General features: G+C 53.0%; 14 protein-coding genes and 3 pseudogenes. 10 read left to right on the top strand and 7 right to left on the bottom strand.

Annotated elements, in window-relative coordinates; translation table 11 throughout:
• Nucleotides 1–298 precede the first annotated feature (298 nt).
• Nucleotides 299–1,975 carry a formate--tetrahydrofolate ligase gene (locus GN241_04540; protein XAT56693.1) on the top strand — a complete coding sequence of 559 codons (1,677 nt, stop codon included), beginning with the start codon at nucleotides 299–301 and terminating at the stop codon, nucleotides 1,973–1,975.
• 68 nt (nucleotides 1,976–2,043) lie between these two features.
• On the top strand, nucleotides 2,044–2,937 hold the full coding sequence (gene folD, locus GN241_04545) for a bifunctional methylenetetrahydrofolate dehydrogenase/methenyltetrahydrofolate cyclohydrolase FolD (protein XAT56694.1): 894 nt from the start codon (nucleotides 2,044–2,046) through the stop codon (nucleotides 2,935–2,937).
• 30 nt (nucleotides 2,938–2,967) lie between these two features.
• Here the strand turns inward: folD and pdeM are convergent, their stop codons facing one another.
• The 7 genes and pseudogenes from pdeM to tldD form a co-directional block, all read right to left on the bottom strand.
• Nucleotides 2,968–3,624 carry a ligase-associated DNA damage response endonuclease PdeM gene (gene pdeM / locus GN241_04550; GenBank protein XAT56695.1) on the bottom strand — a complete coding sequence of 219 codons (657 nt, stop codon included), beginning with the start codon at nucleotides 3,622–3,624 and terminating at the stop codon, nucleotides 2,968–2,970.
• A gap of 55 nt (nucleotides 3,625–3,679) precedes the next feature.
• Nucleotides 3,680–6,087: pseudogene (locus GN241_04555) on the bottom strand (ligase-associated DNA damage response DEXH box helicase).
• A gap of 224 nt (nucleotides 6,088–6,311) precedes the next feature.
• Nucleotides 6,312–6,941, bottom strand: coding sequence for a 3-oxoacid CoA-transferase subunit B (locus tag GN241_04560; protein ID XAT56696.1), 630 nt, complete (start codon nucleotides 6,939–6,941; stop codon nucleotides 6,312–6,314).
• Nucleotides 6,942–6,953: 12 nt separating this feature from the next.
• Complete coding sequence (locus tag GN241_04565; GenBank protein XAT56697.1) at nucleotides 6,954–7,652, bottom strand: 3-oxoacid CoA-transferase subunit A; 699 nt, start codon at nucleotides 7,650–7,652, stop codon at nucleotides 6,954–6,956.
• Nucleotides 7,653–7,811: 159 nt separating this feature from the next.
• A pseudogene (topA, locus tag GN241_04570) lies at nucleotides 7,812–10,357 on the bottom strand (type I DNA topoisomerase).
• A gap of 145 nt (nucleotides 10,358–10,502) precedes the next feature.
• On the bottom strand, nucleotides 10,503–11,669 hold the full coding sequence (dprA, locus tag GN241_04575) for a DNA-protecting protein DprA (GenBank protein XAT56698.1): 1,167 nt from the start codon (nucleotides 11,667–11,669) through the stop codon (nucleotides 10,503–10,505).
• Nucleotides 11,670–11,746: 77 nt separating this feature from the next.
• Nucleotides 11,747–13,167, bottom strand: a pseudogene (gene tldD, locus GN241_04580) (metalloprotease TldD).
• 190 nt (nucleotides 13,168–13,357) lie between these two features.
• Here tldD and coxB point away from each other — a divergent pair.
• The 8 genes from coxB (at nucleotide 13,358) to GN241_04620 (ending at nucleotide 20,779) form a co-directional block, all read left to right on the top strand.
• Nucleotides 13,358–14,227, top strand: a complete 870-nt coding sequence (coxB, locus tag GN241_04585) for a cytochrome c oxidase subunit II (protein ID XAT56699.1) — start codon at nucleotides 13,358–13,360, stop codon at nucleotides 14,225–14,227.
• A 48-nt stretch (nucleotides 14,228–14,275) separates the two neighbouring features.
• Entirely contained in the window at nucleotides 14,276–15,217 is a 942-nt protein-coding gene (locus GN241_04590) for a protoheme IX farnesyltransferase (GenBank protein XAT56700.1), read from the top strand.
• Between the two features lie 157 nt (nucleotides 15,218–15,374).
• A complete protein-coding gene (locus tag GN241_04595; protein ID XAT56701.1) occupies nucleotides 15,375–15,950 on the top strand; it encodes a cytochrome c oxidase assembly protein in 576 nt (191 codons plus the stop codon).
• 21 nt (nucleotides 15,951–15,971) lie between these two features.
• Entirely contained in the window at nucleotides 15,972–16,772 is an 801-nt protein-coding gene (locus tag GN241_04600; protein ID XAT56702.1) for a cytochrome c oxidase subunit 3, read from the top strand.
• A 95-nt stretch (nucleotides 16,773–16,867) separates the two neighbouring features.
• Nucleotides 16,868–17,539 carry an SURF1 family protein gene (locus GN241_04605; GenBank protein ID XAT56703.1) on the top strand — a complete coding sequence of 224 codons (672 nt, stop codon included), beginning with the start codon at nucleotides 16,868–16,870 and terminating at the stop codon, nucleotides 17,537–17,539.
• Between the two features lie 5 nt (nucleotides 17,540–17,544).
• Nucleotides 17,545–18,936, top strand: a complete 1,392-nt coding sequence (locus GN241_04610; protein ID XAT56704.1) for a threonine synthase — start codon at nucleotides 17,545–17,547, stop codon at nucleotides 18,934–18,936.
• Complete coding sequence (locus GN241_04615; GenBank protein ID XAT56705.1) at nucleotides 18,933–20,195, top strand: insulinase family protein; 1,263 nt, start codon at nucleotides 18,933–18,935, stop codon at nucleotides 20,193–20,195. The genes GN241_04610 and GN241_04615 overlap by 4 nt, the downstream gene beginning before the upstream one ends.
• The gene (locus GN241_04620; GenBank protein ID XAT56706.1) at nucleotides 20,195–20,779 is read left to right on the top strand and encodes a GNAT family N-acetyltransferase; all 585 of its coding nucleotides are present in this window, start codon (nucleotides 20,195–20,197) and stop codon (nucleotides 20,777–20,779) included. The genes GN241_04615 and GN241_04620 overlap by 1 nt, the downstream gene beginning before the upstream one ends.
• Nucleotides 20,780–20,792 lie beyond the last annotated feature (13 nt).

Genomic DNA, 20,792 nt, shown 5'->3' on the forward strand with positions numbered 1-20,792 from the left:
TTCGACGCGTTAAGGCGAGCCTGTCCATACCCGCCTTTTAAGCAAGGGACACAAACCGCGCTAAGGTCGAGGGCCGGCCAAAGCGCAGCTTCTAGGCGCATCGCCCGATATCAAAGTCTGCACCGCGCTTATGATAGGCGCTTGTGCTAAGCTGGAACCTTAGTTTCGGATGCGAAACTTTCGACGTCTGTGCCGCCGCAACAGATCCCGAAAATGTCGGAAACACCGTCTTTACGGAGATGTAAGCGGGCTATAGCCCAGAGAGATAAAATCGGACAAACCGATAGGAGGGAAGGCCATGAGTTATAAATCTGATATTGAAATCGCCCGCGAAGCACAGAAAAAACCGATCCAGGAAATCGGTGCAAAGCTTGATATTCCCTCAGAACACCTTCTGCCTTATGGCCATGATAAGGCCAAGATCAGCCAAGAGTTTATCAATTCGGTTCAAGCGAATAAGAGCGGAAAATTAATTTTGGTAACGGCCATCAACCCTACACCTGCAGGTGAAGGGAAAACAACAACCACGGTTGGTTTGGGCGATGGTCTGAACCGGATTGGCAAGCGCGCTGCGATTTGCATTCGAGAAGCGTCTTTGGGCCCGTGTTTCGGAATGAAAGGTGGCGCTGCCGGGGGAGGATATGCCCAAGTGGTTCCGATGGAGGAAATGAACCTGCATTTCACCGGTGATTTCCACGCGATTACATCGGCGCATAACCTGCTCTCGGCGATGCTCGACAATCATATTTATTGGGGTAATAAGCTTGAGATCGATCAACGCCGCGTGGTCTGGCGCCGCGTGATGGATATGAATGACCGGGCTCTGCGTGATATCGTAACATCGCTGGGTGGCGTGTCGAATGGGTTTCCGCGACAAACCGGATTTGACATTACCGTGGCCTCGGAAGTGATGGCTATTTTATGCTTGGCCAATTCGCTTGACGATTTGCAAAAGCGTCTGGGTGATATCATCGTGGCGTATCGGCGCGATAAATCACCAATTTATTGCCGCGATATCAAAGCCGATGGCGCGATGACCGTGCTTTTGAAAGATGCCATGCAGCCCAATCTTGTGCAAACCTTGGAAAACAACCCTGCCTTCGTGCATGGCGGGCCATTTGCCAATATCGCGCATGGCTGTAACTCTGTGGCTGCGACGACCACGGCGTTGAAACTGGCTGATTACGTGGTGACAGAAGCCGGGTTTGGCGCCGATTTGGGGGCCGAAAAATTTATGAATATCAAATGTCGCAAAGCCGGGATTGCGCCGTCGGTTGTGGTTGTGGTTGCCACGGTCAGAGCGATGAAGATGAATGGCGGTGTTGCCAAGGCGGATCTTGGACCAGAAAACGTGGCCGCGGTACAGGCCGGGTGTCCAAATCTGGGCCGTCATATTGAGAATGTCAAAAGCTTTGGGGTTCCAGTTGTGGTGGCGATCAACCATTTTGTCACCGATACGGATGCAGAGGTGCAGGCCGTCAAAGATTATGTGGCCGAGCAAGGCTCGGAAGCAATTCTGTGCCAACATTGGGAAAAAGGCTCGGAAGGCACTGAAGTGCTGGCGCAGCGCGTGGCTGAAATTGCAGATGCGGATACGGCAAATTTTGCGCCTCTTTACGCCGATGAGCTTAGTTTGTTCGAAAAAATTGAGACTGTTGCCAAGCGTATTTATCGCGCCGATGAAGTTTTGGCCGACGCTAAAATTCGCACGCAGTTGAAAGATTGGGAAGAGGCCGGCTATGGGCACCTGCCGGTGTGCATGGCGAAAACGCAATATAGTTTTACCACGGATCCAAACCGACGCGGGGCGCCTTTGGGGCATTCGGTGCCTGTGCGCGAAGTACGCTTAAGCGCGGGCGCGGGTTTCATCGTGGTGATCTGCGGAGAAATTATGACGATGCCAGGTTTGCCATCTGTGCCAGCTTCGGAGGCGATCATGCTGAATGATTTAGGCCAGATTGAGGGGCTTTTCTGATAGAGTTCGGCCGCGTTTTGGCGCATATAGCCCCGAGGGGCATAATTTTTAGGTAAAGGAAAAACCCAATGGCAGCGCAAGTGATTGATGGCAAGGCCTTTGCGGCGCAAATTCGGGTACAAGTGGCCGAGCATGTGGCGCGGTTGCAAGAACAGCATCAAATCGTGCCCGGATTGGCGGTTGTGTTGTTGGGGGAAGATCCGGCCAGTCAAGTTTATGTACGCTCAAAGGGTAAGCAAACGCTTGAGGTGGGGATGAACAGCTTTGAGCATAAGCTGGATGCTGATACATCACAGATCGATTTATTGGCATTAATCGAGAAGCTTAACGCCGATCCCAGCGTGCATGGTATTTTGGTGCAATTGCCATTGCCAAACCATCTTGATGAAGATTTGGTGATAAACTCTATTGCCCCTGAAAAGGATGTGGATGGGTTTCATATTTCAAATGTGGGATTGCTGGGCACTGGGCAGAAATCAATGGTGCCCTGCACGCCTTTGGGATGCTTGATGATGCTGCGTGCGCATCATGGGTCTTTGTCTGGATTGAATGCGGTGGTGATTGGCCGCTCCAATATCGTGGGTAAACCGATGGCGCAGTTGCTGTTGGGTGATAGTTGCACCGTAACCATCGCGCATAGCCGGACCAAAAACCTAAAAGATGTGGTGGCGCGCGCGGATATCGTGGTTGCCGCGGTAGGGCGTGCGCAAATGGTGCCAGGAGATTGGATCAAACCGGGCGCCACGGTGGTCGATGTTGGAATCAATCGGATTGAAAAACCTGAAGGTGGCACCCGCTTGGTCGGAGATGTGGATTATGACAGCTGCGCCGCGGTTGCCGGCGCGATTACCCCGGTTCCAGGGGGCGTTGGGCCGATGACGATCGCTTGTTTACTGGCCAATACGCTGACGGCCTGTTGCCGCAGCAATGGGATTGACGAACCGCAGGGGTTAACCGCGTAAGCGCAGGAAGTTTGTTTTTCTAGGCAAATTTCAGGTCGCTTTCGGGCGCGGCATTGGAATGGGCTGCGCGTTCTTGCCGGTTAAAATGGCAAGGCCGGGCTTTTTTATGAGGCGGTCTAAGGTGGGGTGATCGCAGCGTAAACCGCCTGTATAAGTGCCATAGGCGGGCAGGATCAACCGCGTTTCATCCAGCAAGAAACAGGCGAAACTGCGCGCGCGTCCGCGCAAGGAAATCTGCGCTTTTGGGTGATAATGCCCCGAAACCTCACCAGATGATGCGGGATCGGCGATATGGCGAAACAGCAGCGGGCCGCAGGCGAATTCGGCCATATGCTGGCCGCCCAAATGAATTGGCCCCGGATCGTGATTGCCTTCGATCCATATCCAACGCCGCCCTGCCTGAAGCCGCGCTATCCATAATTGTGCATCTTCAGGAAAGGCACGCTCTGCGCTGAGATCGTCAAAGCTATCCCCCAAGCAGATCACCGTGCTTGCGCCCGTGTGCTCGATGTCTTGTTCTAGCCGTCTCAGGGTGTCTTGAATTTCATAAGGCGGCAGGTTCGCGCCGCCTTTTCGGCTGATCCGTTCCGCTTTGCCCAAATGCAAATCTGAGACGCAAAGCAATTCGACCTCGGGCCACCATAAAGCGCCGGAGGGCAATGCGAGCAGGGCCGCGCCTGATAACATAAAGGCAAAGCCGTTCAGGAGGCGGCACTGGCTAGAGCTTTGCAGGTTTGGCACGTTAGAATTCCAATCCGGCTTCTGCCATTAGGGCGGTGGCTTCCTCAGCCAGCAACCGGTCCATCGCCTGGCCCTCAACAGGAACGCGGCCAGCTTCCAAAAACAACGGTGCCGCCATCGGCGAGACATGCGGCAAGGCACAATGGACAATCTGTGTTGCGCGCGTTTCAAGCAATTCTTTTATCCGGTCAAAATCCACCAAGCCTTGCCGTGCTTCGCTTCGAGTGATGGCGAGCAAGATGTGCTCAGGATCATATTTGCGCAAGGTGTCATAGAGAATATCAGATGAAAATGTGGCTTGGCGGCCCGATTTACGTTGGCCCGGTAAATTGCGGTCGATCAATCCGGCGATGGTGGCAACAGCACGAAAGCTGCGTTTCATAACGGCATTTTCACCCAACCAATCCGCAAGGCCTTTTTCCAAATCCGTCAGATCAAACAGCGTTTCAGGAGCGGTAATCTTTTCAAGCCCCCAGATCAAGGTTGCGTAATCGGTGGCCACAAACCCAAGCGGGGCCAAGCCCTGCGCTTCCAGTTGTTTGGTGATCAGCAACCCCAAAGTTTGCTGCGCATTGCGCCCTGCAAAGCCATAAATAACCAAATGCTGCTGTCCGCGGCGCGGAAACGTTTCTAGCAACAGGTAGTCGCGGCTTGGCAGGCGTGAAAGCGTTTGCTGTTGAAATAGCCATTTTTGGGTAAAAGCGGGCAAGCCCCGAAAGTTTTCTGTGTCAAAGCGCTTTAAAATGCGCTTGGAAAGCTGCGTTGATGTGGCAAATTTTGTGCCCGCAAAGGTGGCGATTTTGGGTTTTTTATGCCCATGTCGCGAGACTTCGACGACCATGTCGCGCAGGCTTTCAAACCGCACCACTTGCCCTCCGATCAAGAAGGTATCGCCCGGGGCGAGCGTGGCGGCAAAGGCCTCCTCGACCTCGCCCAGCGGCTTGCCCCCGCGCCGCTTATGCAAACGCACTTTCAGCGTATCACTGTCTTGGATGGTGCCAACATTAAGCCGCAACCGGCGGGCGCTGCGCGGATCACGCAATTTAAAATCTCCATTGGGATTTTGCTGTAAACGGTGCCATTGCTCATAGCGGCGCAGCGCATAGCCCCCGGTCGCACAAAACTCAAGGCAGGCGTCAAATTCGCGGCGCGTTAACGCGCTATAAGGGCCAGCCTGTTTGATTTGCCCGAATAAAACGTCTGGATCAATCGCACCGGCGCAGGCGCAAAGCAAAATATGCTGGCACAGCACGTCCAAGCCTCCGGGGGGACGTGGTTCGCCATCCAAATCGTTTTCCTGCACAGCTTCTAAGGCGCAAAGGCATTCGATCACTTCAAAGCGGTTGGCGGGCACGATTAGGGCTTTAGAGGGTGCGTTATAGCGATGGTTGGCACGGCCAATGCGCTGCACAAGCCGTTTCACGTTTTTCGGAGCTCCGATTTGAATCACCAGATCGACATCGCCCCAATCGATTCCAAGGTCCAAACTCCCGGTGCAAACGATCGCCCGCAAGGCCCCGGCTGTCATCGCGGCCTCAACCTTTTGACGCTGTTGGCGATCCAAACTACCGTGGTGAATCGCGATCGGCAGCGCGTCTTCATTGGCCAGCCATAAATTATGAAAGAAAAGTTCGGCTTGCGCCCGCGTATTGTGAAAAATCAAGGTCGTTTTATGGGCTTTGATCTGGGCAAGCACATCTGCAATCGCATATAGCCCGCCGGCACCGGCCCATGGCGGCGTGCCAGAACCGGTGAGCATTTGAATATGTGGCGTTGGCCCGGCATCTGCGATTAAAATCGGGCAGGGCGGCGAAATGGGAGATAGAAAGCTCGCGATGTCGGTAGCCTCTTTCACGGTGGCAGATAGGCCGATGCGGCGCATATCCGGGCAGAACGCCTGTATGCGGCTGAGCGCCAGCATCAATTGATCGCCCCGCTTGCTTTCGGCAAGGGCATGAATTTCATCGATAATCACGCGTTGTAAGCCAGAAAAGATATTTGCTGCCTCGGGATAAGATATTAAAAGCGCAAGGCTTTCCGGCGTGGTAAGCAGAATATGGGGCGGGGCGCTGCGTTGGCGCTTTTTGATATGCGATGACGTATCTCCGGTGCGGTCTTCCACCGAAATATCCAGTCCAAGTTCATCGATTGGGCTAATCAAATTGCGTTTTATATCGGCGGCTAAAGCCTTAAGGGGGAAATATACAACGTATGCAGCCCCCGCGACGGTTGCTCGGCCAGCTCGATCAGGCTGGGCAGAAACCCTGCCAAAGTTTTGCCAGCCCCGGTGGGCGCAATGAGCACCTGCGCGGGCAGGTCTGCTGTTTTAAGCATTGCAAGCTGATGGGGGTGTAAAGCCCAGTTTTTGCCGGTCAGCCATGTTGCGAATTTATCTGGAAGCGTGGTCATAGCAAAAGGATAGCGGTCTAGGCGCAATGGGCAATGGCCAAGGGGCGCGTTTCAAAATGAACGAGGCCGCCCTTGCATGGCCGGAAGACATGGTTTTGGCCCTAGCCCTTTAAGTGAGGCGCATGATTTTGAATGATCTGCTTATTCTGGCGCTGTTAAGTTTTCATTTGGCAGCAATTTGGGCGGCCATGAGCCGAAGCAGATGCGCGGTCTTCTTGATAGGCCTAGGCAACAATATTGGCCTGCGTGGCGGCACGCAACTCTTCCGGGCTGACGCCTTCGGCGCATTCAACGATCTTCAAGCCGCCCTCAACCACATCCAAAACACCCAAATTGGTGATAATTCGATCCACCACGCCGGTTCCGGTCAGGGGCAGGCTGCATTGCTTCAAAACTTTACTGTCGCCATGCTTGTTGGTGTGGTCCATAACAACCACAACGCGGCCAACACCGGCCACCAGATCCATCGCGCCTCCCATGCCTTTGACCAATTTTCCCGGAATCATCCAATTGGCCAAATCGCCGTTTTCGGCAACTTCCATGGCGCCTAAAATAGCCATGGCTATTTTGCCCCCCCGGATCATGCCAAAGCTGGTGGCGCTGTCAAAATAAGCGGTTTGCGGCAATTCGGTGATGGTTTGCTTGCCCGCATTGATCAGATCGGCATCTTCTTCGCCCTCGATGGGAAACGGGCCCATTCCAAGCATGCCATTTTCAGATTGCAGCGTGACTTCAACGCCTTGCGGAATATAGTTGCTGACCAAAGTTGGAATACCAATGCCCAAATTGACATACATTCCATCTTCCAGTTCCAACGCCGCCCGTGCGGCCATTTGATTGCGATCCCAAGCCATAATGCGCGCTCCTTATGCTGCCGGGCGCGTAGTGCGCTGTTCGATACGTTTTTCATGGGTGCCTTGAATGATGCGGTGCACATAGATTCCCGGCAGATGTATTAAATCAGGATCCAACGATCCTGTGGGTACAATTTCTTCCACTTCAGCCACACACACCTTGCCTGACATTGCTGCAGGTGGATTAAAATTGCGCGCTGTTTTGCGAAAAATCAAATTTCCGGTTGCATCGGCCTTCCAAGCTTTCACGATGGAAAGATCGGCGAAAAGCCCTTCTTCCATAATATAGGTCTCGCCGTTGAACTGTTTATGTTCTTTGCCCTCGGCGATCACTGTTCCAACGCCGGTTTTTGTATAAAATCCGGGGATTCCGCAGCCGCCTGCGCGTAAACGCTCGGCCAAGGTGCCTTGTGGGTTAAACTCTAACTCTAACTCTCCAGAAAGATATTGGCGCATGAATTCCGCATTCTCGCCAACGTAAGAGCTGATCATTTTTTTGACCTGCCGCGTCTGAAGTAAAATTCCGATCCCAAAATCATCGACGCCTGCGTTGTTAGAGGCGAAAACAAGATCTTTTGTGCCCGTCTCTTTGATCGCTTGTAGAAGAAGCTCGGGGATACCGCACAAGCCGAATCCGCCAGCCGCAATGAACATCCCATCGAATAAAAGCCCGTCTAAAGCCTCTTGTGCAGACCCATATATCTTTTTCATCGCAACCGCTCCTGACCGATCAATTTGTTCTTATCTGGCCGAGGGAGGCCTTAGAGTCAATTCTTAGGCATCGCAAAACGTGAAAATCTTGGGGCGCTGGTACGCGTTTATTTTTGAGCCGTGCAACGCTCAACTGATTGGCGCCAAATGAGATTATAGTCAGGCGGCGGGTTTCTTCTTTGCTGGGGTTTTCTTTTTGGCAGCCGGCTTCTTTTTGGTTGCAGGCTTTTTACCGCCCTTTTTGACCTTTGCTTCGATCAATTCAAGCGCTTGCTCTAATGTAATGCTTTCCGGTTCCATGTCTTTGGGCAAGGTGGCGTTGATTTTCGCAAATTTCACATACGGGCCGTAGCGGCCCGCCATCACTTGAATTGGCCCGCCTTCGCTGGGATGTTCGCCCACTTCTTTCAGCGGTTTGGCGGCGCTGCCGCGCGCTCCGCCGCGTGAAGCGGCTTTTTTAGCGAGCTCTTCCACGGCGCGGTTCATGCCGATGGTAAACACATCCTCTGCCTCTTTGAGATTGGCATAAAGTCGGCCGTGTTTGACAAAAGGACCATAGCGCCCAATCCCAGCCTCGATCATCTCGCCATCTTCGGGATGCGGGCCGATTTCGCGCGGCAGGTTCAGCAAAAGCAAGGCTTTTTCAAGATCCATTTCACTCGCAGCCCAGCCTTTGGGCAGGCTGGCACGCGGCGGCTTTGGTTGCTCTTCTGTGGCCTCTCCCCTTTGAATGTAAGGACCAAACCGGCCTTTTTTTAGGCTAATTTCATCCCCGGCATCCTCGCCCAAGACGCGATCGCCCGTATCATCAGTGTCGCCGTTCATAGGCCGCGTGAAGCGACAATCTGGATAATTCCCGCATCCGACAAACCCCCCCGTGCGCGAAGTTTTTAGATGTAGCACGCCCACGCCGCATTTAGGGCAGCTGCGCGGATCGCTGCCATCGGCGCGGGGGGATAGAGTTGCGGCGCAAGAGCGTCATCCAGAACATCCAACACTTCGGTGATCCGCAATTCTGAAGTTTCGGCGATTGCGGCCGAAAAATCACGCCAGAACTTTCCAAGCAAATCTTTATAATTCGCATTGCCTGCGCTCACATTGTCAAGCTGATCTTCCAGGCCGGCCGTAAACTCATATTCCACGTATTGTTTGAAGAAATTTAGTAGAAAAATGGTAACGATGCGGCCTTTATCTTCGGGAATTAGGCGGTTTTGTTCTTTGCGTACGTAGTCGCGTTCTTGGATCGTGGTCACGATGCTGGCATAGGTCGAGGGGCGGCCAATTCCAAGCTCTTCCATCCGCTTGACCAAAGTGGCTTCCGTGTAGCGGGGCGGAGGCTGGGTGAAATGCTGTTCGGGGGTGACAGCATTGGTTTGCATCGCTTCGCCCTGCATCAATTGCGGCAGGCGTTTGTCATCGCCATCGTCTTGGCCGTCATCGCGGCCTTCTTCATAGACCTTTAAAAACCCGTCAAACAAAATGACCTGACCGTTTGCGCGCAGGCCCACCTGAGCATCTGCGCTGCCGATTTCAACCGTAGTCCGCTCAATTTTTGCGGCTGCCATCTGGCAGGCGATCGTACGTTTCCAAATTAAATCGTATAATTTGCGTTGATCTGCATCGGTTAATTTTAAACTGGCCGCATCGCGCGTTGCGTCTGTGGGGCGAATACATTCATGCGCCTCTTGGGCGTTGCGCGCTTTGTTTTTATACATTCTCGGGCTGTTGGGCAGATAGGTTTCACCATATCGGTCTTTGATCGCATCGCGCGTTGCCATTACGGCTTCGGGCGCTATATCGATGCCATCGGTTCGCATATAGGTGATGTGACCCGCCTCATAGAGGCGCTGCGCGGCACTCATTGTTTGGCGCGCGCCCATACCAAATTTACGCGAGGCCTCTTGTTGCAGGGTCGAGGTCATAAACGGCGCTGAGGGGTTGCGATTGCCGGCTTTGGCTTCCACCGATTGCACCGAAAGCTGGCGGCTTGAAATCGCCTGAACGGCAAGCTCTGCTTGCGGTCCGTTATTTAAATCAAATTTGTCTAACTTTTTGCCCGCAAGGCTGACCAATCTGGCGGTAACCTCTTGGCCACGTGGCGATTGCAGCAGGGCTTCGACGCTCCAATATTCCTGCGGTCTAAACGCTTCTATTTCCAGTTCGCGCTCGACGATCATGCGCAAACATACCGATTGCACGCGTCCGGCCGATTTCGCCCCTGGCAGTTTGCGCCATAAAACCGGAGAAAGATTGAACCCGACCAAATAATCCAAGGCGCGTCGGGCGAGGTAGGCATCCACCAATGGCGCATCGACTTCGCGCGGGTTGTTCATCGCTTCGGTCACGGCTTTTTTGGTAATCGCGTTGAATACCACCCGACTGACGGGTGTATCTTTTTTCAAAACTTTGCGTTTGCGTAGTGTTTCTTCTAAATGCCAGCTGATCGCTTCGCCTTCGCGATCCGGGTCGGTGGCTAAAATCAACGCATTGTCTTCTTTCAGCGCATCGGCAATGGCTTTGATATGTTTTTTGCTGTCAGCGCCAACTTCCCAGATCATATCAAAATTGTTCTCGGTATCGACCGAGCCGTCTTTTGGGGGCAAGTCTCGAATATGCCCGTAAGAGGCTAAAACGGTAAAACCCGACCCAAGATATTTGTTAATCGTCTTAGCTTTGGCCGGTGATTCTACGACGACAACGGGCATTCAACTTCCTTTCGACTCGGTCGGATCTTTATGACCGGAGACCATGATGCTGAAAAGACCGGCTTGTCAATCCAAGGAATTTAGCAGCTTTGATTTTCGTTAAGATGGAATATGCGCGCTTTTAAACCCGGCCGGTTTAATGAAACTATGGTCTCAAAGACACATGGCCGCCGGCATGCCTGAGTAGTTTTTGATCCAGCTCAAGCTCGGTGATGGCTGCATTGCATTCCGCCACCGGCCGCGCAAGTCTGCGGATCAGATGATTTTCTGAAATCGCGGTGACGCTCAATCGATCCAAGATATCTTGTTGCAGCTGTGATTTGGATGTCTGCGCGGGTTCATGCGCTGCGCGACTGCCCATGACGGGCGGCTGAGACGGGGCGCCCTTAATCTGGGTTTTATTATTTTCGGGGGATGTTACGTTTTGCCTTAGGTCAAGCACGTCGCGCGCGTTGCGCACCAAAGCAGCGCCATCGCGGATCAGCGCATTGCATCCAGCCGCCCGCGGATCCAACGGGTGCCCGGGCACGGCAAGCACATCACGGCCCTGATCAAGCGCGTTTCTTGCGGTGAGTAAGCTGCCGGATTTCAACGCCGCCTCAACAATGATGATTTGCGTCGCCAATCCCGAAATCAAACGGTTTCGAATGGGAAAGTGATGCGCTTGCGGGCGCAGATTAATGGGTTGTTCTGAAAGCAGGAGCCCCTTTTGGGCGATGAGGGCGGTGAGGGCTTTATGTTCGGGGGGGTAAATGGTTTTGAGTCCACCTGCCAAAATAGCGATCGTTCCGGTTTCAAGCGCAGCCTGATGCGCAGCAGCATCGATGCCTCGGGCGAGCCCAGACACAATGCAATCCCCCGCCTGCCCCAAATCATGCGCGAGCCGGCGCGCCATCTGGCACCCCAAAGCCGAGGCGTTGCGCGCGCCCACAAGCGCCGTCACCGGGCGTTTTGCTAAACCTAAATCTCCGCGCGCCCAGATCAAAGGCGGTGCATCTGAAATTTGGCCCAGTTGTTTCGGATAGTCGGGTTGGCCTCTAAACACCAATCGTGCGCCATATTTGATGCCTTGCGACAATTCTCTCATCGCGTCTTTTTGCGAACAGGCACGATAGCCAGCTAACCCGCGCGATTGGGCAATATCGGGCAAATGCTCCAATGCGTTTCGGGCTGTTCCATGTTTAGCCAGTAAACGGTAAAAGGTGCTTATTCCCACCCGCCGCGAGCGTAAGAGACGAAGCCAATCCAGTTGATCATCTTCCGTTTTGGGTGGGAGTAGGGGGTGAGAGGAAGAAAACAAATCGTCGACCATCACAACTCCGCCGCTTACGAGAACCCTTCTACAGGAGAAGTGGTTAATTCATCGTAAAGCAAAGGTGCATGATCGGATTATTCCGCCGATCCGCCCACCGTAAGCCCGCCAATCATCAAGCTGGGCTGCCCAACCCCCACCGGAACCCATTGCCCGGCCTTGCCACAATTGCCCATACCCGGATCCAAGGCCATATCCGATCCGATTGCACGGATTTGTTTCAGCGCGGTGGCACCATCGCCAATTAAAGTGGCACCTTTCACCGGTGCGCCGATTTTGCCGTTTTTCACCTGATAGGCCTCGGTGCAGGAAAAGACGAATTTGCCATTGGTGATATCAACCTGACCGCCGCCAAAGCCCACGGCATAAAGGCCATCTTTGAGGCTGGCTACAATATCTTGAGGCTCCGTGTCACCGCCCAGCATATACGTGTTGGTCATCCGCGGCATCGGCATATGGGCATAGCTTTGCCGGCGGCCATTGCCGGTGGGTTTGACGCCCATCAAACGTGCATTTTGGCGATCTTGCATCAACCCGGTTAATATGCCGTCTTCGATCAGGGTCGTTTTTTGCGCGGCTGTGCCCTCATCATCGATATTAATCGATCCGCGCCGGGCGGGCAGCGTGCCATCATCCAGAACGGTCACGCCTGGCGCTGCGATCCGTTGCCCCATAAGTCCGGCAAAGGCGCTGCTGCCTTTGCGGTTGAAATCGCCCTCAAGCCCGTGCCCGATGGCCTCATGCAGCAAAATTCCAGGCCATCCCGGCCCTAACACAACATCCATCATCCCGGCTGGGGCGGCAATTGCGTCTAGGTTGACCGTTGCAATTCGCAGGGCCTCGCGGGCTTTAGGCTGCCAATCTTCAGGGTGGATCAATTCGGAAAGAGAAAATCGCCCTCCCCCCCTGCGCTGCCACTTTCACGGCGCCCATTATTTTCTAAAATCACCGAAATATTGACGCGGCTCATGGGGCGCAGATCGGTAAAAACCTCGCCATCGGGGCGCATAATCACTACCTCTTGCAGACTGGCGGCGATAACCGCACTGACTTGTACAACGCGTTTGTCTAAGGCGCGCAGATAGGCATCTATCTGTTTTAAAATATCTACTTTTTGAGCAAAGCCGATCTCTGAGGTTGGATCAAAAGAAGCATAGAGGCTATTATTGCTGCGTTGCGGCGCGTCAGCCCATTGGCCGCCCTTATCCGCCACGGCCGAGGAAACCGTGCCCATGGCTCTTTTTATCGCGGCCTCTGAAATCTCGCTTGAATGGCCATAGCCGGTTTTTTCGCCCCGCACAGCGCGCAGTCCAAACCCTTCGGAGGCATCGAAATTAGCAGTTTTTATGCGTTGATCGTCCAGAATCAACGTTTCTGATCGGCGGCGTTCGAAAAACAACTCGCCATCATCCGCGCCTTGCGTTGCGGTTTGCAACAAATTCAAGGCGATGTCCTTATCTAGGCTGAGCGCAAACGGGTCAAAGATGTCTTCGTGCATAGTATCCTCATTTGTCTCTGCGCCGTGATGCTCAATTTTTGAAGCAGGGGCGTCCGTTTGCCGCAAGGTTCTGACTTTATCTCTGACGCAGAATATGATTTTAAGCGCGATAAAGACAATGGGATTCTATCAGGTCGTTTGGCCGCCGTGTTTCCTTTAAAAACCGCCGCGTAACGGAGTAGGGTGATTGATGCGTATTATAAGTAAAATTTTTGGCCTGATTGCTGGGATGTCCGCCATGCCGGCTTTGGCTCAGGATGGCTTGGAAATTATTGGCGTTCCGATAGATCGGGGCCTTGGGTTCCAGCCAGCTGTTACGGAATTGGCCAGAGATTTGCAGTGGTTGGATGCGATGATCTTATATATCATCACAGCGATTGTGGTGTTTGTGACGGCGCTTATGGGCTATGTAATCATACGCTATAACCGCCGCGCCAACCCAAATCCGGCAAGCTTTACGCATAATTCGCCCGTCGAAATCGCATGGACGGTTATTCCGGTTTTGATCTTAACCGTGATCGGTGTGTATTCCCTGCCAGTTTTGTTCAAACAACAAGAAATACCGGAAGCGGATTTGACCATCAAGGTCACCGGTAACCAATGGTATTGGGGTTATGAATATGTCGATCATGGGTTTGGGTTTGACAGCTTCATGATTGGCGATGGCAAAGTGCTGAGTGATGAAGTTGAGGCCGAGCTGGTTGCTGCGGGCTATACGCGCGACGAATTCTTATTGGCGACCGACACAGCTGTTGTGGTGCCGGTTGGGCAAATCGTCGTGATGCAATTGACTGGCGCGGATGTGATCCACAGCTGGACCATCCCAGCCTTTGGGGTCAAACAGGATGCCGTGCCGGGTCGTTTGGCGCAGCTTTGGTTTAAGGCCGAAAAAGAAGGCGTATATTTCGGTCAATGCTCCGAGCTTTGCGGGAAAGACCATGCCTATATGCCGATCACCGTGAAGGTGGTCAGCCAAGAGGCCTATGAAGAATGGCTTAAAGATGCAATCGATGAATACGCGATGCTCGCCCCGCATGCAGCGCGTGTCATCGCAGGATAAACCGGCCTAAAAGCCGAGCTGGCGCATAACCATGGAAATGAGTTTTCAATGACCAACGCAACACTTGACGCAGCGCAAAATGAAATGGAAGCCAGCTTCGGTGATTATTTCGCGTTGCTCAAGCCACGGGTTATGGTTTTGGTGGTGTTTACGGCTGCGGTGGGGCTGCTTGCAGCCCCCGTGCCGCTACATTGGGTGGTGGCGTTTGCCTCTATTCTTTTAATTGCTGTTGGGGGCGGTGCCTCTGGCGCGTTGAATATGTGGTGGGATGCCGATATTGACCAGGTGATGCGGCGCACCCAAAAGCGCCCCATCCCTTCTGGCCGTGTGAGCGCAGATGAAGCCAAAATTCTGGGTTTTGCACTGGCAGGGTTTTCGGTTGTTATGCTGGCTTTAGCGGCCAATCTGTTCGCAGCCGCGCTTCTGGCATTCACAATTTTCTTCTACTTGGTGATCTATACAATTTGGTTGAAACGCTGGACCCCTCAAAACATCGTGATTGGTGGTGCGGCAGGGGCATTCCCGCCGATGATTGGTTGGGCCTGCGCAACGGGCTCGGTATCGATCGAAAGCGTTTTGATGTTCGCGTTGATCTTTATGTGGACGCCGCCGCATTTCTGGGCGTTAGCTCTGTTTATGCGCAATGATTATGACGCGGCAGAGGTGCCTATGCTGACGGTAACGCATGGCCGTCGGGTCACGCGCAACCATATCTTGGCCTATACCGTTCTGCTTGCGATTTTGGCGATTGCAGCGGGATTTACCAGTATTGGCGGCGCTGTGTATCTTTTGGTGGCGGTGGTTTTAAACGGTGCGTTTCTGATCGGAGCTTGGAAAATTTGGCGCCGCGATGAGGAGGATAGCGAGCTTGACAATTTCTTGGTCGAACGCAAATTTTTCAAACTTTCACTGATATATCTTTTCGCCCATTTTGGGGCAATTTTGCTTGAAGCCGTTCTATCACGGGTTGGGATAGGGTTGTGGGCATGAGCTTTCAAAAAGAACATGAGTTGCACAAACGCCGTTTCGGGCGGAATCTGGGTGTGGGTCTTATTCTGGTGGCCTGCGTGGTTCTGGTTTTTGGGTTGACGGTTGCAAAAGTCACGCGCGGAGATTTTGAACGCGCCACCTCCCAATTGGATCAATAATGTCGTCGCGGGCCTATCAGAGAACCGCAGCAAAAGCCGTGGCGCTTGTGGTGGTTATGGGTTCTTTGGCTTGGGCATCGGTGCCGTTTTATGATTGGTTTTGCCGCACAACGGGCTTTGGCGGCGTGCCGAGCATCGTTGAGGCAGATTCTGACGTGATCTTAGAGCGCACGATGAAAGTGCGGTTTGATGCTTCCTTGGAGCGCGGTATGCCCTGGGAATTTACGCCGGTTGAGCGCGAAATGGAGCTTCGGATCGGTGAAACCGGCTTGGCATTCTATGAAGCATATAATCCTACCGACCGGCCCGTTGCCGGGTCTGCCAGTTACAATGTTACCCCATATGAGGCGGGTGGGTTTTTCAACAAGATCGCTTGTTTCTGCTTTGAAGAGCAGATTTTGCAACCTGGGGAACGGGTGCAAATGCCGGTAACTTTTTATATTGATCCGGAACTGGCAGAAGATCGCGATGCGCAATTTACAAAGGTGATCACTCTGTCTTATACGTTTTACGAACTTGATCTGCCATTAGGCTCTGCGTCTGCAGGAAACGATCAGCCACAACCTGTTTATTAAGAAGGCCAACGAGGGAACCCAATGGCACACGCAAAAAATCACGATTATCACATCCTTAACCCCTCTTTATGGCCGCTTGTTGGAGCGCTGTTTGGGTTCATCATGCTTTTTGGAGCGGTGTTGTTCTTTCATGACAAAGGCCCCTATTTGCTGCTTATCGGCTTTGTTGGCGTTTTATACGTAATGTACGGATGGTGGGCCGAAACGGTCACCGAGAATAAAGAAGGCGATCACACACCCGTTGTGCTGATCGGCCTGCGATACGGGTTCATTCTGTTTATTATGTCAGAGGTGATGTTCTTTCTGGCGTGGTTCTGGACGTTTTTCAAACATGCAATGTACCCAATGGGAGAAATGAGCCCGATCGTTGATGGGGTCTGGCCGCCCGTTGGTATTGAAACCTTTGATCCTTGGCACTTGCCGCTGATCAACACGCTTATCCTGTTATGTTCAGGCGCGGCTGCGACCTGGGCCCACCATGCTTTGGTTCATGAAGATAATCGTGAAGATGTGAAACTAGGCCTGATCATCGCGATTGCGCTGGGCGCCATCTTCACCGTGTTTCAAATTTATGAATATAGCCATGCCGCCTTTGGCTTTGCGGGCAATATTTATGGCGCTAGCTTCTTTATGGCAACTGGCTTCCATGGCTTTCACGTCTTGGTTGGAACGATTTTCCTCTTCATCTGCCTGCTGCGGGTGCGGCGGGGTCATTTCAGCCCTCAATCCCATTTGGGGTTCGAGGCAGCCGCATGGTATTGGCACTTTGTAGACGTGGTGTGGCTGTTTTTATTCGCTGCAATTTACGTGTGGGGCGGGTAAGTTTTACCACGAGTGGTGCGAATACAGCTTGATCGATTGAATAAAAGCGCGCGCATGTCGGGCGCTTTTATTTTTAAAAGAGCAGGGTTTAAGGTGTGAAACGGGTTTTATTTACTGTCTTTTCACTTGCCGGTACTGCCGTTTTATTATGGCTTGGGAATTGGCAATTGGACCGTCTTGCTTGGAAACAAACGGTGCTTGAGCAGATAGATCAGCGTATCGCCGCGCCGGCTGTGCCGGTGCCGCCAATACCGGATCCGTCTGAAGATACGTATTTTCCGGTCTTCGCTGAGGGGCGCTTTGGGAAAGAGTATATCCGCGTTTTGGTCAGTCAGAAGCGCATTGGAGCGGGCTATCGTGTGATCTCGGTTTTTAAAACCGGGGAGCGTCGCATTTTGGTGGATCGTGGTTTTATCGATTTGTCCAAGAGCCTGGATGTGCAAGCAGATCAAGAGGTGGTGGTGCAGGGCAACTTGCATTGGCCAGATGAGGTGGATGGCTTTACGCCTGCGCCCGATCTTGAGAAAAATATCTGGTTTGCCCGCGACGTGCACGCGTTATCCGAGGCGCTAAAAACGCAGCCTATTTTAATCGTGGCATCACAAATTTCTCCGCCAAATCAGAATATAGAGCCCTTACAAATTGACTCTTCAGCGATTCCGAATGATCACCTGCAATATGCGGTGACTTGGTTCTCCTTGGCCGCTATTTGGATTATGATGTCAGGTGCGTTCTTATGGCGTTCGCAAAAAAAGAAAAAAGGCTAAAGCATATGCAGTATATTTCAACGCGGGGCGCAGCACCGGTTCTGAGCTTTGAAGAAGCGATGCTCACGGGTTTGGCGCGCGACGGTGGATTATATTTACCCGAAACTGTGCCGCAGCTATCGGCGGATGAGATTGGCGCAATGGCAGGCCTGTCTTATGAAGAGATTGCGTTTCGAGTGATGCAGCCCTTCTTGGGTGATGCTTTTTCTGAGGATGAGTTCAAACAAATAATTGGCAAAGCTTATGCAGGATTTCAGCATGCGGCCAAGGCTCCTTTGGTTCAATTAGACAGCAATCACTTTCTTCTCGAGCTGTTTCACGGCCCGACATTGGCCTTTAAAGATTTCGCGATGCAATTGATCGGGCAATTGTTCCAACTATCCTTGCAGCGCCGCGGCGAGCGGGTAACGATTGTTGGGGCAACGAGCGGCGATACCGGCAGTGCGGCGATTGAGGCATTCCGCGGGCTTGCCGGCGTGGATGTGTTTATTCTTTATCCCCATCGCCGAGTGTCTGATGTGCAGCGCCGCCAAATGAGCACGCCGCGCGAGGGTAATGTGCATGCGATTGCGGTTGATGGTGATTTTGACGATTGTCAGGCACGCGTGAAAGATATGTTTAACGATTTTGAATTTCGCGATTCTGTGCGTTTGGCGGGGGTAAACTCGATCAACTGGGCGCGAGTTTTGGCGCAAGCGGTCTATTATTTTTCTTCCGCCCTGGCTTTGGGCGCGCCGCAACGTCAGGTTAGCTTCACGGTTCCAACGGGTAATTTTGGTGATATTTTTGCGGGCTATATTGCCAAAAAAATGGGGTTGCCGATTGACAAATTGGTTGTCGCAACAAACCAGAATGACATTTTGCATCGGTGTCTGACGCAGGGCGAGTATAAAACAAGCGGCGTTATTCCGTCGATCAGCCCCTCGATGGACATTCAAGTGAGCTCGAATTTTGAACGGCTCTTGTTTGAGGCCTATGGCCGTGATGGGGCCGCGGTCAGTACTTTGATGGCGGCGTTGAAAGCCGAGGGTGGTTTCAGCCTGTCTCAAGGGGTTTTGGAAACGCTGCAACACGATTTTCAATCGGGGCGCTGCGGTGAAGAGCAGACCCGTGCGCAAATTGGGCAAACCTTGAAAGGCTCGGGCGAACTGCTTTGCCCGCATTCGGCGATCGGCGTGCATGTGGCCGAGCAACAAATACAGCCCGAGACGCCGATGATCACTCTGGCCACGGCGCATCCGGCGAAATTTCCAGACGCAGTTGAAGCTGCTACGGGTCTGCGCCCTGATTTGCCGCCCCATTTGGCCGATCTCTTCGAGCGCCCCGAGCGGATCTCCCGGGTTGCCAATGATTTGGACGCGCTGAAACAGTTTATCAAAGAACGGATATCACTTTGACGGTTCAACACACCACGCTTGCAAATGGGTTTCAAATCGTTACCGAGCCTATGGCGGGGCTGCAATCGGCCTCGATTGGAATATGGGTGCAGGCGGGCGGGCGCCATGAAACCTTAGATCAAAATGGCTTGGCGCATTTCCTAGAGCATATGGCGTTTAAAGGTACAAAAACGCGCAGCGCCTTATCCATTGCCGAAGCCATCGAAGATGTAGGCGGGTTTATCAACGCTTACACCTCGCGCGAGGTCACGGCCTATTATGCGCGGGTTTTGCAAAATGACGTCCCCATGGCCTTTGATATTTTGGCAGATATTTTACAAAACTCGACTCTGGATGCCAAAGAAATCGAAATAGAGCGCGGGGTGATTTTGCAAGAGATCGGGCAATCTCTTGATACGCCAGATGATGTGATTTTTGATTGGTTGCAAGAAATTGCCTATCCCAATCAAGCTCTAGGGCGCAGCATTTTGGGTCCAAGCGCACAAATCACCGGCGTCCAGCGCGAAGATTTGGTGACGTTTATTTCGCAACATTACAGCCCTGACCGGATGATCCTCGCGGCGGCGGGCGCCGTTGATCACGATCAATTGGTGCGCATGGCGGAGGCGAGTTTCGGCCCAGTGGCGAAAATAACCTCAGATGGGTTTATGCCTGCGCGCTTCCAAGCGGGTGATCTGCGGCGTGAGAAAAAGCTCGAGCAAGCGCATATTGCGTTGGCCTTTGAAAGCCCCAACTATCTGGATAAACAAATCCATACGGCGCAAATTTATGCGCTGGCGCTTGGGGGTGGCATGTCCTCGCGGCTGTTCCAGAAAATTCGCGAGAATTTGGGCTTGTGCTATACAATTTTTGCGCAGGCCGGTGCTTATAGTGATACGGGTATGACCACGATTTACGCCGGCACCAGCGCCGAACAGTTGCCCGATTTGGCGACTTTAACGATTGATGAGTTGAAACGCGCGGCAGAGGATATGAGCGTGGCAGAGCTTGATCGCGCAAGAGCGCAAATGAAGGCTGGTATGTTGATGGGGCTGGAAAGCGCGTCAAATCGCGCCGAGCGTCTGGCCAGAATGGTACAGATTTGGGGCTATGTGCCCAGTTTGGATGAAACCGTTGCGCGTATTGATGCCGTCGGGCTGGCCGATTTGAAAGCCTATGCAGAACATATGGCGGTGGCGGCGCCGGCAGCGCTTGCGCTTTACGGACCGGTGGCAAAGGCGCCAAGCTTTGATGTGCTTGAGAAACGGCGCGCTGCCTAATGTTATTCAGGCGGCGCAGTGTTTCGATCCTGACCGCGCGATTGAGCCTGCGCCTTCCTGAACATCGTGACTTTCGAGAATGGGCAAAACTGCGCCATGAGAGCAAAGCTTTTTTATCGCCTTGGGAGCCAATTTGGGCGCCTGATCATCTGTCGCGTGCCTCTTTTACCAATCGTGTTTATTGGTCGCAGCGGGCGGTGAAAAATGGCAATGCGGTGCCGCTTTTTGTCTTTCATAAAGAGGCTGGTCAGTTGGTTGGAGCCATCACTTTGGATAATATTCGCCGTGGCCCTTCTCAGGTGGGCACAATCGGGTATTGGGTGGGCCAGCAATATGCCCGGCAAGGCTTTATGAGCGAAGCCATTATTGCGATGGTTGCGCATGCATTCGGGGCCTTGGATTTAAGCCGGGTTGAAAGCGCGTGTTTGCCCGATAATCTTGCCTCGCGCGGCGTGCTGGAAAAAGCCGGGTTTAAATATGAAGGGGTTGCGCAATCTTATATTCAGATCAATGGGCGCTGGCGGAACCATGTGCTATATGCCGCGTTGCGCGGCGATCGGCGCGGGCGCAGCAGCGCGGGTTAGGCTGGCGGCTCGC

This window comes from Rhodobacteraceae bacterium IMCC1335 (genome assembly GCA_039640495.1).
In the GTDB taxonomy this organism is placed as follows: Bacteria; Pseudomonadota; Alphaproteobacteria; order Rhodobacterales; family Rhodobacteraceae; genus Thalassovivens.